Below are 15,751 nucleotides of genomic sequence, written 5' to 3'. Positions count from 1 at the left end.
AACTTTAATTTCAACCTCAATAAATTATTGGCACTTCGAGTCTGTGTATTCATCTCTACATCATATCTGCATGTGCATAATCGATATCTGTAAATTTATTATATTGTTTCATGAAGTGCAGTTTCACAGTTCCTGTCGGGCCGTTACGCTGCTTAGCAATAATGACTTCGATTTCACCGTTATCATCATTTGTGACAGGTTCCATACCGCCGTCATCATCTTCTTCATCACCTTCACGATTATAATAATCATCACGATATAAGAAAGCGACAATATCAGCATCTTGTTCAATTGACCCGGATTCACGAATATCACTCATCATCGGACGTTTATCTTGTCGTTGTTCAACACCACGAGATAACTGACTCAATGCGATAACTGGACATTCCAGTTCACGTGCGATGGCTTTAAGTGTTCTGGAAATCTCAGATACTTCTTGTTGACGGTTGTCTGACATACGAGAACCGCTTCCCATAATCAATTGCAAATAGTCGATAACGATCATATCTAAACCGTGTTCTTGTTTTAAACGACGGCATTTTGAACGTAAATCTGTAATACGGATACCTGGTGTATCATCAATAAAGATTTTCGTTCTTGATAACTTACCGACCGCAACTGTAAAACGATTCCAGTCTTCTTCAGTCATTGTACCTGTACGTAATCGGTTAGAATCAACATTGCCTGAACTACAAATCATACGTGTTGCGAGTTGGTCAGCACCCATCTCTAAAGAGAAGATGCCTACCGTATAATTTCCTTCGTTCGTCGCAACTTTTTGCGCGATATTTAATGCGAAGGCAGTCTTACCTACTGACGGACGGGCTGCTAAAATGATTAAATCATTTCGGTTAAAGCCCGCTGTCATTTGGTCTAAATCTCGATATCCAGTTGGAATACCTGGTGTCTGACCGCTATTTTGGTCGAGTTCTTCGGCATTCTCATAAACCTGTCCTAAGACATCTCTGATATCTTTGAATCCTTCAGATTCTCTTGTAGCAGACAGTTCTAAAATTTTTCTCTCTGCATCACTTAAAATATCATCTAATTCAAGCTCTGTATCATAACCATCTTTTGCGATTTGATCGGCAACACGAATCAAGTTACGTTTTGCCGCAAGCTTATAGACGATTTCTCGATAATATTCAATATTGCGGGTCGTCGGTACTTTATTGGCTAGCTCCGCCAAGTACTGCGGTCCGCCCGCTTCACTTAATGTTCCTTCTGATGTCAGCTGATCCATCAAGGTAACGACATCAATATCACTATTTTCCTCAGAGAGGTGCATCATCGCACGGAAAATGTGTTGGTGAGCGCCTCTATAAAAGGACTCAGGAAGTAAGACTCCCTGAGTTTCCCCGATGAGCTGCGGATCAATAATAATGGCACCTAAGACAGATTGTTCAGCCTCATTGTTATGCGGCATTTGGTTTTGTTCGTACATTCCATCCATTATGATTACACCTCTGATTTATTCCATTTCAAACTTATTGTTCTACAGTATGGACGCGAATTGTACCATCGACTTCTTTATCTAATTTAACGGGTACATTTGTATAACCTAACGCATGAATACCGTTCGGCAAGTCCATTTTACGTTTATCAATTTTGATATCGTGTTGTTTTTGTAATGCTTGTGCGATTTGTTTAGTGCTGACAGAACCGAAAAGTTTGCCGCCTTCGCCTGATTTAGCTGTTACTTCAACTTCGATATCTTCTAATTTTTTCTTCAATGCTTTTGCATCTTCGATTTCTTGTTCTCTTTCTTGTTCAGCGCGTCTGTTTTGTTGTTGTAATTGTTTTAAATTACCTGGAGTTGCTTCAACTGCAACATTTTTCTTGAATAAGAAGTTATTTGCATAACCTACTGGTACGTCTTTAACTTCGCCTTTTTTGCCTTTACCTTTAACATCTTGTGTAAAAATTACTTTCATGCTTCTTCACTCCTACTCATTTGTTCATCTATCGCTTGTTGTAATTGTTTAACTGCTTCTTCTACTGATACACCTTTAATTTGAGTTGCAGCATTAGTTAAATGACCGCCGCCGCCTAATGCTTCCATTGTTAACTGAACGTTAACAGAACCAAGCGAACGAGCAGAAATACCAACTAAGTCATCTTCTCTTCGTGCTACAACGTAAGAAGCTTCCACACCATCTAAACTTAACAATTCATCTGCTGCTTGTGCAACTGTTACAGGATGGTAGATTTTATCATTTGAACCATGTGCAATGGCAATACCGTGATCTTGTAATTTCACTGTGCGGATTAATTCTGAACGGTTGATATACGTATCAATATCATCTTTCAAGAAGTGTTGTGTCAGAATTGTATCTGCACCGTGTGCACGCAAGTAACTTGCCGCATCAAATGTTCTTGAACCTGTACGTAATGTAAAGTTCCTTGTATCTACAATAATACCCGCATACATAATCGTTGATTCAAGTCTTGTTAAACGTTGCTCTGTCGGTTGATATTCAAGCAACTCTGTTACCAATTCTGCTGTAGAGCTGGCATAAGGTTCCATGTATACCAAGAGCGGATGGGAGATAAAGCTTTCACCACGACGATGGTGATCAATTACCACTTTGCGGTTTGCTTTATTTAAAATATTTTCATCTAACACCATCTCTGGTTTATGTGTATCTACAATAACTAATGTTGTTTTGGATGTCATCATATCCCATGCTTCATCCGATGTTAAGAATCGATCTTTCAATTCTGGTTTCTTATCGATTTCATCCATCACGCGACGTAATGTCGGATCGATATCTTCATCATTCAAGACGATATAAGCATCTAAATTATTCATCATCGCAAAACGTGAAACCCCGATGGCTGCACCAATTGCATCCAAGTCAGGACGTTTATGACCCATGATGATTACTTTGTCGCCTTCCATTAAGATATCTTTTAAAGCGTGAGAGATAACACGAGCACGTACACGCGTTCTTTTTTCCATCGGGTCAGTCTTACCACCATAGAAGCGAACGTTACCATTAATATGTTTAATTGCAACTTGGTCACCGCCGCGTCCTAATGCAAGATCAAGACCAGATTGAGATAACTCACCTAAATCAATCAAGTTCTCTGACCCTTCACCTACACCGATACTCAGTGTTAACTGGGCACGATACCCAACACTTTTTTCACGCAGATGTTTTAAGATATCAAAATTAGAATCTTCTAGTTGAGACAAAATACGTTGATTCAAGTAAGCTACGAATTGATCTGAACTATAACGTTTAAAGAAGATATCATACTCAGAGGCCCAACGGCTAATCACACGCGTTACCATAGAGTTGATTTCAGAACGTTGTGTATCATTCATGTTTTGTGTAATTTCATCGTAGTTATCTAAGAACAGTGTCGCAATTATCGGTTTAGAGTCTTCATATAATTCAGTCGTATGCACTTCTTCAGTAATGTCGAAGAAATAAAGTACATGTTCTTCTTCTGAATAACGGACACGATAATGGTAACTGCCATCTGTAATTTCAATTTCTTGTGTTTTCTCTAATTGTTTCAGAATGTTGGGATACACTTCATTTATCGGATCTGAGATAACATTGCGATCTAATCGATCAGACATGAAATGGTTCATCCATTCTACATCCTCGTTTTCATCTAGGACAATTACACCAATAGGCAAGCTTTTAATTGCGATACTGTTGCCTGATGATATCTGTCCGCTTAAATCATCTACATAATTATCCAAACGTAAGAATGCATTGCGCAGTGCAAATGCACTGATAAAAATCATTACGAGTAAAACTGCTGATGCGATACCTGCAATAAGCTGATTAAAGACAAACCAGACTACAACAATTGCAATCGCAGTTAACACCATTAATAAAAAGGGAATCATCAGTGCTTTCTTAGTGGATTGACGATTCATTCTGTCACCTCAAATCATTTTTTGATAAATCGTTTTAAGTTGAAACATAAATCAACGACACCTAATAGTCCTATGACAGGTAAAACAGGTGTCAATAAAAATCCTAATACCATTAATAGAATACCTACACCTGGAGGCAGACGTTTAACTTTCGCAAAGAACGCAATCACGCTTAAACCTTGAATAAACATTACGAATGAAAGAATCACTTGCATATTCAACACAATACTTTGGAAAGTTCCAGGTTGTGTTGCAAACATCACACACAATAGAACGATAAAGTAAATATATGCTAAAACACGATTAAATTGCCAAGCGAATAACGGTCTGAATACAGGTGTTGCAATCTTGAATTTACGTAAAATCGGAAATGTTACAATCAAATTAATCAAAATCAAGAAGAAAATTACGATAATGATGTAACTTGGTAATTGGACAGCCATTTGACGGAAACCCTCTTCTAAAACACCGCGTGAAGCTGAGTCTAAACCACTCATAGCCATCATATCGTACAATTGATCTTTAGACGGTTTAACGAGTACTTGTGTATTCGGAATACGCTTGAATACTTGCAGCATCATAAACGCGCCTAACGTTAAAATACTCATATATGTAGTTGCGATATAAAGTATGCGTTCTTTAGAAGTACGTTCTTTTAATAACTGACCTACAATTAAACTTAATAATAAGACAAAAATAATGTAGCTCAGAAGCCCTTCACTTCCAAAAAATACTACTAAAACAACTGTAATGAGTGCGCTTATGCCGAATGACATGCGGGACTTATGCCAAAGAACAATCCCAGGTACTGTCGCAACAAAGAACAGTAACAGTCCAGCAAACGGCAGGAAATAGGTGACTGCAGCAACAACAATGAGTGCTAATGTTGCTAGAAACGTCGCCTTAAAGTCTATTTTTGCAAACAAATTCGCCACTCCTATACTTTAGTAACTATAAGAATTATTTTAACATAGTTGGCAAGAATCACCTACTTGATTTACCTTAAGAGAAACAAGTAGCTGCAAGTGTTGATTAACCTATTGCTACCCCACAACTTACATCATCAAGCATATTTCTTCTACCCATGTTTTCAGAAGAATAATTGAGGTACAATTTTATTAAAGAAAGCATTCGAAATATGTAAAGATAAGGGGGTATTTCATATGTCAATCGGATCTATTATTGTTTACGTGATTGTATTTTTATTGTTATTCATCGCAGGTGCTATATTGTTAAAAGAACTTACTAAACCTAAACATTTACGTAATCAATATCAGACGCTTGTTGCTAATATTATGGTGCTTGTCGCTATGATTATTTTATTAATCGGCAGCTTAATACAACACTTTATTAAATAATTACGTTTTATTAATTATTTGTTAAAATCCTAAAACATCTATCGTAATCTGTTATAAACCGCGTTATAATTGAAACATAAAAAATGAGAAAAAAATAAAGTTTTAAATTTAAAAAGGAGTACCAGTCGAAATGCAGAAAGTCCTTTTTGGCGGAAGTAGTTTAGCACTATTTTTTGCCAGCGTTTTATGTTTTGTTTTACATGCATTAATTAGAATGACAATAACAGGACTCATTTTCTTTAATGCTGGAAATTTCCTTATCCCTTTAGGTTATGGTTTATTCACATTAAGCGTGATTAGTTTTGTTGCATTCCTATTCTCGAATGCCTACGATTCAACAACATTACGTTGAACATACATAACAGGGGGTCAGACTACCGTTTGTCTGAGCTTAGACTTCCAGAACACTTAAAAACGTTGATTCTATGCTATTTTTAGTATATGCTGATATACCGATTATCTGAAGAAGGTAATCGGTTTTTTGTTTGCTTTCAGGGAAATAAATTATCGGGAAATAAAAAAGATGAGTGCTGTATTGGTAAGTACAGCACTCAAAGTGGTAGGTAAATATATATTGGAACGAGGTTGGATCATCTTAATTCGTTTTCCAACTACTCGATGATCCTATTTATTTTGTTGCTGGGCCGATTTTAGTTTTTCCGCCCATGAACGGAACTAATGCTTCAGGAATTGTAATTGAACCATCAGCATTTTGGTAGTTCTCAACAATCGCCGCGAATGTACGTCCGACTGCCAAACCGCTTCCGTTCAAAGTATGAACTAATTCTGGTTTAGCATCTTTATCACGTTTGAATCGGATATTTGCACGGCGTGCTTGGAAATCTGTCATGTTAGAACATGAGCTGATTTCTTTGTATTCATCATAACTTGGAAGCCAAACTTCTAAGTCATAAGTTTTACTTGAACTGAACCCAAGGTCGCCAGTACAAAGAATAACGCGGCGATATGGTAATTCAAGTTCTTCAAGAATTGCTTCTGCGTTGCTTGTTAATTGTTCTAATGCATCCCAAGAATCTTCAGGTTTTTCAAAACGTACCAACTCAACTTTATCGAATTGGTGTAAACGGATTAAACCACGTGTATCACGTCCGGCAGAACCCGCTTCACTTCTGAAGCAAGCTGACTGTGCAGTGAACTTGCCTGGCAATTGATCTGCAGACAAGACTTCTTCGCGGTAGTAGTTAGTAAGTGGAACTTCTGCTGTAGGAATCATGTACAATCCTTCTTTTTCCACTTTGAACAAGTCTTCTTCAAACTTAGGTAATTGACCTGTACCATACATAGAATTAGCATTCACTAATTGCGGTACCATCATTTCAGTGTAGCCATGTTGTGTTGTATGTTTAGTCAGCATGTAGTTCATTAATGCACGTTCTAATTGTGCACCTTCATTAGTTAAGAATACGAAACGTGCACCTGAAACACGTGCAGCACGGTCAAAGTTTGCCATTCCTAATTCTTCAACTAAATCCCAATGTGCTTTAGCTTCGAAATCGAATTTGCGAGGTGTACCCCATTTTTTAACTTCGATGTTTTCTTCATCAGAGTCACCTTCAGGCACATCATCATGCATAACGTTAGGAATTGTAGATAATCTATAATTTAATTTTTCATCTACTTCATTTAATTCAGTGTCTACTTCTTTAATGTCATCGCCTAATTTTCTCATTTCAACGATTACATCATCTGCATTTTCTTTGTTGCGTTTTTTCTCAGCAATTTCATTGCTGACTCTGTTTCTTTCAGCTTTCATTTCTTCTGCTTTACCGATTAACTCACGGCGTTTGCCGTCTAGTTCTAAAACTTCGTCTACTACTTTTGGATCCATACCACGTAATTTAACTTTTCCTTTTAAGTAGTCCGGTTCGTTTCTGAATAATTTGATATCTAACATAATACGGTCATCCTTTCCAATATATACCTAATAAGTGAATTAATTTGAATCTATAAGGAGGCAAAAAACATAAAAAAATACCACGCCCCTACAAGGGACGTGGTACTACGTGTTGCCACCCTATTTAACAGTACAAATATAAAATAAGCACTGCACTCTCGCTAAAATAACGGTTATTACCGGTTGTTCCTTCAATAAGCAGGTAGATTCGTCACAGATATTGATTGCTTATTCACACTCACCATAAGCTCTCTGAAATCAATTATCAGGATTACTTGTCCTGCGAACAATGTCTTATTAACTTAAGTTCACTATAGCAAAGGTTTTTATAATTTGCAATACGTATTTTCAACTTTTTCAGAATTCAATAAAAATTCATGTTATTTACATTCAATCTTTGTATAAGCCGTTTGCTGTAAGTATCGAGCCACTTTTGTAATGTCTTTATGGAACTGACGATCTTCTGTAATAGAAGGCGTGATATTGCGTAATGTCTCATATTTTTCACGAGAACGCGGCGATAATTTATCAATCCCTTTCAACTCTACGGCTTGCAACGCAATGATTAATTCAATCGCTAATACACGTCTTGTGTTATCCACAATTTGATAACCGTGACGTGAAGCAATTGTTCCCATAGACACATGATCTTCTTGATTTGCAGAAGATGGGATAGAATCTACACTTGCCGGATGAGCTAATGTCTTATTCTCAGACACAAGACTTGCTGCTGCATATTGCATAATCATCGCCCCACTTTGCAGACCAGGTTCTGGACTTAAGAATGCAGGTAAGTCTCCGTTAAGCTGCGGATTGACTAAACGTTCAAGACGGCGTTCTGCAATATTGCCTAATTCACTGACTGCTACTTTTAAGAAATCTAAGGCATAAGCTACAGGTTGTCCATGGAAGTTTCCACCTGAAATGACAAGTGTTTCATCGTCTTCATGGAAAATAAGCGGATTATCATTTGCTGCATTCATTTCACGTTCTAATTGTTTTTTCACAAAGTTTAAAGTTTCAAAGCTTGCACCATGCACTTGTGGAATACAACGTAATGTATAAGCGTCTTGAACACGGATTTCTCCTTGATGTGTCGTTAAATTAGAATCTTCCAACCAATACAACATACGGTCAGCTACTGCGCTTTGTTCTGGGAAGTTGCGTACATCATGCACTTCAGGACGATAGGCATCTGTAATACCGTTTAATGCTTGGTGTGTCAATGAAGCAATCCATTCAGATTGATAAGCTAATGATTCCGCTTCAATCCAATTAATGACACCTTGTGCTGTCATGGCTTGTGTACCGTTGATTAACGCTAATCCTTCTTTAGCAGATAATTGCAGCGGCTTACGTCCTAATTCTTCAAGTACTTCGCTGCTTTCACGTTCTTCTTGTTGGTAATATACTTTACCTTCACCAATTAATGCTAAAGCAAGATGAGAAAGCGGTGCTAAATCTCCTGATGCTCCTAATGAACCTTGCTGCGGAATAATTGGGATAATACGATGATTGATGAAATAAATCAATTGATCTACCAATTCAGTAGTCACACCTGAATGGCCTTTTAACATTGTATTTAAACGTAATATCATCATCACAAGTGCAACGTCATGCGAGAATGGGTCACCTGTCCCGCAAGCATGAGAACGAATCAAATTCACTTGCAGCTGATTATATTGGTCTGGATCAATCAAGACATCACTGAATAAACCAAATCCTGTAGTAATACCATAGATTGTTTCTTTATTTTTAATAATATCTTCTACAATCGCACGACTCTTCTTAACACGCTCTAGTGCATCAGATGAGATTGCAACTTGATCTTGCTGATGTAAAAAATTTTTTATGTCTTCAATTGAGAGCGACGCTCCGTTTAATTCTAATGTCAATTGAATTACCCCCTTAGTAATATAAATACTTACAATTATCACAAGTATACGCTTACATTCAGAGAGCGACAATAGATTTCAACAAAGCCGTAGCATGGTAATACGTCACTAATTTAACAAGTTAAAATCTTTTCTACCTTAAGTAGTATTTAAGTTTATGAATCCTCCTTCATGATATGGTATGGATTCTGTAAATGATGAAAATAATATGGCTTTTGATGATACACTCCAAGTGACAAAAAAAGTAGAGGAGTGTCATCCAGTGAGGAATTCTAAATTGATTGTTTCATCTATCATTGCAACCTCATTGTTCATGGGCAGTTCGACTTCATTATTCAACCAAGCAGAAGCGGCAGAAGATAACGAGAAAACAGACATCCAACTTGTTACACCTTCAGAATGGCAAAAACAGCACGATAATTTGCTGCAAGCCAGATTAAGCGGTTCTAATTTAGGAGAAGGCGGCGACATCGGTTCTATCAACAGCTATCAAAATTCATATCGCGACTATGTTGAAAGTACAATTGAAGCAGCTGAAGACCAATCTGCTTATGGCGAAGTTATTATTCCAAGAGAGGGACAAGACTATTTGAATACACATGGCACACCTGTAGAATCTAAGCAACAACCGAGACAAAATATCGAACCGCTTCCTGATACAGGAAAAGATAGTGCAGATACAACTGTTATGACAATCGTAGCAGGTTTATTCATTGCATTTGGTACCATCATCACATTTAGAAAGCATTTTAAATAATTCGATTTGCTTTATTGAGCCAAAGTCTTTTCTAGGCTTTGGCTCTTTTATATTTTGTGGTATCTATAACGTATTTCACACTACTTATTATCAGGTATTTCACACATTCTGACATCGTTAATAAAGTATTAATATTTACTTTAAGTTTTAGTGTTGACTTACTCAAAGGACAGGTATAATATGAGTTATTGCATTAAGAAAAAGTAGATTAACGACGATTTAAAAAGCTCATCTGTCATTCGCAGATGTGCTTAAATTTTAGGGTTATCAATCAAAGCAGAATACAGACAATTGAGTCAACGAGAACAATAACAAGGTGTCTATTGCTTATTTAATGATTTTTAAGAAAGATGGAGGGATTGTAGTGGAAATACTAAATAACGTATCTATTCCAAAAAGAAAAGATGATACGCATAAAGGTGATTATGGTAAGATTCTTTTAATTGGAGGAAACGCGAATTTGGGTGGCGCTATTATTATGGCTGCACGTGCTTGTGTTTATAGCGGAAGCGGCTTAATTACTGTTGCGACACATCCAACTAACCATGCTGCTATCCATTCACGTTGCCCTGAGGCAATGGTGATAGACATTAACGATACGAAACAATTAACAAAAATGGTTGAAATGACGGACAGTATCTTAATTGGTCCTGGTTTAGGTAAAGATTTCAAAGGTAATAACGCGATGACAATTTTACTTCAAAATATTCAACCGCACCAAAACTTGATTATTGATGGAGATGCGATTTCAATCATCAGTAAATTGAAATTAGATATTCCGAAATGTCACCGTATCGTTTACACACCGCATCAAATGGAATGGGAACGCTTGAGCGGTATTCCTATTGATGAACAAACAGAAGAACGTAACCGTGAAGCGGTTGATGAAATGGGTGGTGTTGTTGTTTTGAAAAAACATGGCACTGAAATCTATTTAAAAGATAAAACTTACAAATTAGATATCGGTACACCTGCAATGGCTACTGGCGGTATGGGTGATACACTTGCTGGTATCATCACAAGTTTTGTCGGCCAATTTGATGATTTTGATTATGCTGTTACAACAGGTACTTATGTACACAGTTACATTGGTCAATGCTTATCTAAAGATATGTATGTCGTACCACCATCCAATTTAATTACTGAAATTCCTTATGCGATGAAACGTTTAGAAGAGAAAGACGGCGAAGACGCATAAAAAAGAAGCTTTCTGCTTGCTGATGATAACCAGCACTGCAGAAAGCTTCTTTTTGTTTATCTATTATTCTTCATCGTTTTCTTCATCATCTTCATGATCCGCGCTTTCGATATCTTCATTTACGCGATCCATAAAGTCTTGTCTTAATTCTTCTTTTTCTCCATCTTCATCAACTGTTTCATCGACTTCAGTATGGATAGTTTGCCCTTCATCGTCAGTTTCAACAACATGCTCTTCAACTGAAACTGTTGCTTCGTCTTCACCAGGAACAGTTTCGCTGTCTGATGTTCCTTCTAATTCATCTTCAGGGTCTTCTTGTACTTTTGCAACAGTAGATACAAATTGTTCTTCACCTAAACGGATAAGGCGTACACCTTGTGCAGCACGTCCATTTTGAGAAATATCATCTACATCAATTCGGATGATAACACCTTGGTTCGTTACAATCATAATATCTTCTTCGCCTGTCACAGTTGTGATGCAGACGATATCACCATTTTTCTCAGTGATTGTCGCAGTTTTAATACCTTTACCGCCTCGGTTTGAAATACGGTATTCATTAAGCGGTGTACGTTTTCCGTAACCATTTTCCGTTACAACTAAAACTTCATCTTCACTATCTTCAGTTGCTACCGCTAAGCCGACAAGTTCATCACCTTCACGTAAGGTAATACCTTTCACACCTGCTGCTGTACGGCCTAATGGACGTAACTTAGATTCTTTAAAACGAATCAATGAAGCGTGTGATGTTCCAAGTAAGACGTCTTTAGTACCATCTGTAAGACGGACAGCTACTAACTCATCGTCCTCTCTGAAGTTAATCGCAATTTTACCATTACGGTTAATGTGTGAGAAGTTGCTGAGTGATGAGCGTTTCACAATACCTTTCTTAGTCGCAAATACTAAGTAAGCATCTTCTTTTTCAAGGTCATTTACTGCAATCATTGTACTGATTGATTCATCATTTTCCAATTCGATTGCGTTAATAACCGGAATACCTTTAGACTGACGTGAGAGTTCCGGCACTTCATAACCTTTCAATTTATATACACGGCCTTTATTCGTAAAGAATAAGACATTATCGTGAGTACTCATTGTAACGATTTGGCTCACGAAGTCTTCTTCTAAAGTATTCATACCTTGAACACCGCGGCCGCCTCGATTTTGTGCACGATAAGTTGAAACTGGAAGACGTTTAATATAATTGTTATGACTTAAAGTAATTACGATTTGTTCTTCTGGAATTAAGTCTTCATCTTCAATTTGGTCTAAACCGCCAAGTTGAATTTCAGAACGACGTTCATCACCGAAGCGTTCTCTCACTTCTGTTAATTCTTCTCGAACAAGTTCTAGTAATTTTTCTTCATCCGCCAAAATAGCTCTCAATTCTTCAATGTAAGCAACTAACTCATTATATTCTGATTCTATTTTATCGCGCTCTAAACCTGTTAAACGTCTTAAACGCATATCTAAAATCGCTTGTGCTTGACGTTCAGATAATTTGAAACGACCTTGCAAACGTTCCATTGCTTCTTTATCTGTTTCAGACTCACGGATTGTTGAAATAATCTCATCGATATGATCTAACGCAATTCTTAAACCTTCTAAGATGTGCGCACGATCTTCAGCTTTTTTCAAGTTGTATTCAGTACGTCTGCGAACTACTACTTTTTGATGTTCTAAGTACTCAACTAAAGCTTCTTTTAAATTGATTAACTTAGGTCTGCCATTGATTAAAGCAATCATATTCACACCAAATGATGTTTGAAGTGGTGTTAATTTGTATAAATTATTAAGAATAACGCTCGCATTTGCATCTTTACGAATATCAATCACAACACGCACGCCTGTACGTAAACTTGTTTCATCACGTAAATCAGTAATGCCATCAACTTTTTTATCACGCGCTAATTCTGCAATTTTTTCAATCATACGTGCTTTATTGACTTGGAACGGGATTTCAGAAACTACGATACGTTGACGTCCCCCGCCGCGTTCTTCGATTTCAGCACGGGCACGCATTTGAATAGAACCGCGTCCTGTTTCATAAGCACGGCGAATACCGCTTTTTCCTAAAATCAATCCTGCTGTAGGGAAGTCAGGACCTTGTATATCTTCCATCAATTCACTGATTGTAATATCTGGATTATGGCTTAAACTTAATACACCGTTAATCACTTCTGTCATGTTGTGAGGTGGAATGTTAGTAGCCATACCTACTGCGATACCTGAAGCACCGTTAACAAGCAGGTTAGGGAAACGAGCAGGTAAGACTGCCGGCTCTCTTTCTGTACCATCATAGTTATCAATAAAGTCAATTGTATCTTTATTGATATCTCTTAGTAATTCTGTCGCAAGTTTTGTCATACGTGCTTCTGTATAACGCATTGCGGCTGCACCATCGCCATCCATTGAACCGAAGTTCCCTTGTCCATCAACAAGAGGGTAACGATAGCTGAAATCCTGTGCCATACGTACCATAGCTTCGTAAATAGAAGAGTCACCGTGAGGGTGATATTTACCCATTACATCCCCAACAATACGTGCAGATTTTTTATACGGTTTATCAGGCGTCATTCCTTGTTCGTTCAAACCATACAAAATACGACGATGTACTGGTTTTAAACCATCTCTGACGTCTGGCAAAGCACGAGATACGATTACACTCATCGCATAATCTAAAAACGATTCACGCATCTCGTTACTGATGTTTCGTTCAATTATTCTTGATTCAGGATATTCAGCCATCAAGAACTCCTCCTTAAGTTATTAATTCCGCTGCTGTATTTCAAAATTAGAAATCCAAGTTTGCGTACACAGCATTGTCTTCGATGAATTGTCTACGGTTTTCAACCACATCACCCATCAACATTTCAAATGTCGTATCCGCTTCAATCGCGTCTTCTAATGTAACTTGAAGCATTGAACGGTGTTCAGGGTTCATTGTTGTTTCCCATAATTGGTCAGCATCCATTTCTCCTAAACCTTTATAACGAGAGATTGACCATTTTGGTGTTGGTTTCAATTCTGATTTTAATTTTTCCAATTCTCTTTCGTTGAAGACATAATATTTTTGTTTGCCTTGTGTTAATTTAAATAATGGCGGTTGTGCAATATAAACATATCCTGCTTCAATCAACGGACGCATAAAGCGATAGAAGAATGTTAGCAAGAGTGTTCTAATATGAGCACCGTCAACATCGGCATCTGTCATAATAACGATTTTATGATAACGTGCTTTAGAAATATCAAACTCTCCGCCGATTCCTGTTCCGAAAGCAGTAATCATTGAACGGATTTCGTTATTATTTAAAATTCTGTCTAATCGTGATTTTTCAACATTCAAAATCTTACCGCGCAACGGTAAAATTGCTTGTGTTCTTGAGTCACGGCCAAGTTTTGTAGACCCTCCGGCAGAGTCACCTTCGACTAAGAAGATTTCACTTTCATCAGGATTTTTACTTGAACAATCTGCTAATTTACCAGGTAAGCTGGAAACTTCTAAAGCAGATTTTCTACGCGTAACTTCACGCGCTTTTTTAGCTGCAATACGTGCACGAGAAGCCATCAAACCTTTTTCGATGATGGTACGTGCGACTTGCGGATGTTCGTACAAGAAACGTTCCATATCTTCAGCGAAAAGTCTGTCTACAATTTGACGTACTTCAGAGTTGCCGAGTTTTGTTTTTGTTTGTCCTTCGAATTGAGGATCTTCGTGTTTGATTGAAACAATCGCTGTCATACCTTCACGCGTATCTTCACCAGACAAACGTTCTTTATCCTCTTTGATTAAACCTGATTTTGTACCGTAGCTGTTCAATACACGTGTTAAAGCACGTTTGAAGCCATCTTCATGCGTACCGCCTTCGTAAGTGTGAATATTATTCGCATAAGATAATAAGTTTGTTGTGAAGCCGCTATTGTATTGAATTGCGATTTCAACTTCTACATCATCTTTACGGTCATGAATATAAACAGGTTCATCAAATAGCGGTTCTTTATTTTCATTCAATAATTCTACGTAAGATTTAATACCGCCTTCATAGTGATATGAATCTTCGCGAATATCATCTTCATCACGTTCATCGCGTAAAGTGATTTGAATACCTTTATTCAAGAAAGCTAATTCTCTAATACGTTTTTGTAATACTTCATATTGGTAAGTTGTTGTTTCTGTAAAAATTTCAGGATCGGCTTTAAAACGGATTTCTGTTCCGTTATGTTCTGTTTCGCCGATTACTTTCAAGTCATATTGCGGAATACCGCGTTTATAAGCTTGATTATAAATTTTATTGTTACGGTGAACGTAAACTTCTAAGTTTTCTGATAGTGCGTTTACAACCGATGAACCTACACCGTGCAACCCACCTGAAACTTTGTATCCGCCGCCGCCGAATTTACCGCCGGCATGTAAAACAGTTAAGATAACTTCGACTGCAGGACGTCCCATTTTTTCTTGAATATCAACAGGAATACCACGTCCGTTATCTGTTACTCGAATCCAATTATCTTTTTCGATAATGACTTCGATTTTATCAGCATAGCCAGCTAATGCTTCGTCAATACTATTGTCCACAATTTCCCAAACTAAATGGTGCAGACCTCTTTCTGAAGTTGAACCAATATACATACCTGGTCGCTTACGAACCGCTTCAAGTCCTTCTAAAACTTGAATTTGTCCAGCACCATAATTTTCCGTGTTGTTCACATCTGACAATGCTTCCACCTTC

General features: G+C 37.5%; 12 protein-coding genes and 1 other annotated feature. Of the genes, 4 read left to right on the top strand and 8 right to left on the bottom strand.

Annotation, left to right across the window (positions count from 1 at the left end):
- Nucleotides 1-55 precede the first annotated feature (55 nt).
- Genes dnaB through A4G25_RS07880 form a run of 4 tightly spaced genes read right to left on the bottom strand, consistent with a single transcriptional unit; the run spans nucleotide 56 to nucleotide 4,839 of the window.
- Nucleotides 56-1,453, bottom strand: a complete 1,398-nt coding sequence (dnaB, locus tag A4G25_RS07895) for a replicative DNA helicase (RefSeq protein WP_047131999.1) — start codon at nucleotides 1,451-1,453, stop codon at nucleotides 56-58.
- 34 nt (nucleotides 1,454-1,487) lie between these two features.
- The gene (gene rplI, locus A4G25_RS07890; RefSeq protein WP_047131998.1) at nucleotides 1,488-1,934 is read right to left on the bottom strand and encodes a 50S ribosomal protein L9; all 447 of its coding nucleotides are present in this window, start codon (nucleotides 1,932-1,934) and stop codon (nucleotides 1,488-1,490) included.
- Nucleotides 1,931-3,898: a DHH family phosphoesterase gene (locus tag A4G25_RS07885; RefSeq protein WP_047131997.1), complete on the bottom strand. Its 1,968-nt coding sequence runs from the start codon at nucleotides 3,896-3,898 to the stop codon at nucleotides 1,931-1,933. Before A4G25_RS07885 ends, rplI begins: the two co-directional genes overlap by 4 nt.
- A 14-nt stretch (nucleotides 3,899-3,912) precedes the next feature.
- Nucleotides 3,913-4,839 carry a DUF2232 domain-containing protein gene (locus A4G25_RS07880; RefSeq protein WP_174531732.1) on the bottom strand — a complete coding sequence of 309 codons (927 nt, stop codon included), beginning with the start codon at nucleotides 4,837-4,839 and terminating at the stop codon, nucleotides 3,913-3,915.
- 222 nt (nucleotides 4,840-5,061) lie between these two features.
- Here A4G25_RS07880 and A4G25_RS07875 point away from each other — a divergent pair, with 222 nt between their 5' ends.
- Together A4G25_RS07875 and A4G25_RS07870 are read left to right on the top strand one after the other, a co-directional pair.
- Nucleotides 5,062-5,256 carry a hypothetical protein gene (locus tag A4G25_RS07875; RefSeq protein WP_047131995.1) on the top strand — a complete coding sequence of 65 codons (195 nt, stop codon included), beginning with the start codon at nucleotides 5,062-5,064 and terminating at the stop codon, nucleotides 5,254-5,256.
- Nucleotides 5,257-5,386: 130 nt separating this feature from the next.
- Entirely contained in the window at nucleotides 5,387-5,608 is a 222-nt protein-coding gene (locus A4G25_RS07870; protein ID WP_047131994.1) for a hypothetical protein, read from the top strand.
- A gap of 276 nt (nucleotides 5,609-5,884) precedes the next feature.
- Here A4G25_RS07870 and serS read toward each other — a convergent pair whose 3' ends face one another.
- On the bottom strand, nucleotides 5,885-7,171 hold the full coding sequence (serS, locus tag A4G25_RS07865) for a serine--tRNA ligase (protein WP_047131993.1): 1,287 nt from the start codon (nucleotides 7,169-7,171) through the stop codon (nucleotides 5,885-5,887).
- 90 nt (nucleotides 7,172-7,261) lie between these two features.
- Nucleotides 7,262-7,468 (bottom strand) — a binding site (T-box leader).
- 83 nt (nucleotides 7,469-7,551) lie between these two features.
- Nucleotides 7,552-9,066: a histidine ammonia-lyase gene (gene hutH, locus A4G25_RS07860; protein WP_047131992.1), complete on the bottom strand. Its 1,515-nt coding sequence runs from the start codon at nucleotides 9,064-9,066 to the stop codon at nucleotides 7,552-7,554.
- 262 nt (nucleotides 9,067-9,328) lie between these two features.
- On the opposite strand from hutH, the gene A4G25_RS07855 reads away from it, so the two are divergent.
- Both A4G25_RS07855 and A4G25_RS07850 read left to right on the top strand, forming a co-directional pair.
- Entirely contained in the window at nucleotides 9,329-9,823 is a 495-nt protein-coding gene (locus A4G25_RS07855; protein WP_126498522.1) for a hypothetical protein, read from the top strand.
- Nucleotides 9,824-10,157: 334 nt separating this feature from the next.
- Nucleotides 10,158-11,021 carry an NAD(P)H-hydrate dehydratase gene (locus A4G25_RS07850; RefSeq protein WP_174531722.1) on the top strand — a complete coding sequence of 288 codons (864 nt, stop codon included), beginning with the start codon at nucleotides 10,158-10,160 and terminating at the stop codon, nucleotides 11,019-11,021.
- A gap of 63 nt (nucleotides 11,022-11,084) precedes the next feature.
- On the opposite strand, the gene gyrA is transcribed toward A4G25_RS07850, so the two are convergent.
- Complete coding sequence (gene gyrA, locus A4G25_RS07845) at nucleotides 11,085-13,769, bottom strand: DNA gyrase subunit A (RefSeq protein WP_047131989.1); 2,685 nt, start codon at nucleotides 13,767-13,769, stop codon at nucleotides 11,085-11,087.
- Between the two features lie 46 nt (nucleotides 13,770-13,815).
- Nucleotides 13,816-15,747 carry a DNA topoisomerase (ATP-hydrolyzing) subunit B gene (gyrB, locus tag A4G25_RS07840; protein WP_103163110.1) on the bottom strand — a complete coding sequence of 644 codons (1,932 nt, stop codon included), beginning with the start codon at nucleotides 15,745-15,747 and terminating at the stop codon, nucleotides 13,816-13,818.
- Nucleotides 15,748-15,751 lie beyond the last annotated feature (4 nt).

Origin of the sequence: Staphylococcus condimenti (assembly GCF_001618885.1) — a bacterium.
GTDB lineage: Bacteria > Bacillota > Bacilli > Staphylococcales > Staphylococcaceae > Staphylococcus > Staphylococcus condimenti.
This window is presented reverse-complemented; position numbering and strand designations above follow the sequence as displayed.

Excerpts from the sequence above, each read along its gene's own strand:
- dnaB (WP_047131999.1), bottom strand. The coding sequence starts at position 1,453 with ATGGATGGAATGTACGAACAAAACCAAATGCCGCATAACAATGAGGCT.
- A4G25_RS07870 (WP_047131994.1), top strand. The coding sequence starts at position 5,387 with ATGCAGAAAGTCCTTTTTGGCGGAAGTAGTTTAGCACTATTTTTTGCC.
- gyrA (WP_047131989.1), bottom strand. The coding sequence starts at position 13,769 with ATGGCTGAATATCCTGAATCAAGAATAATTGAACGAAACATCAGTAAC.
- A4G25_RS07885 (WP_047131997.1), bottom strand. The coding sequence starts at position 3,898 with ATGAATCGTCAATCCACTAAGAAAGCACTGATGATTCCCTTTTTATTA.
- serS (WP_047131993.1), bottom strand. The coding sequence starts at position 7,171 with ATGTTAGATATCAAATTATTCAGAAACGAACCGGACTACTTAAAAGGA.
- A4G25_RS07875 (WP_047131995.1), top strand. The coding sequence starts at position 5,062 with ATGTCAATCGGATCTATTATTGTTTACGTGATTGTATTTTTATTGTTA.
- rplI (WP_047131998.1), bottom strand. The coding sequence starts at position 1,934 with ATGAAAGTAATTTTTACACAAGATGTTAAAGGTAAAGGCAAAAAAGGC.
- A4G25_RS07850 (WP_174531722.1), top strand. The coding sequence starts at position 10,158 with ATGATTTTTAAGAAAGATGGAGGGATTGTAGTGGAAATACTAAATAAC.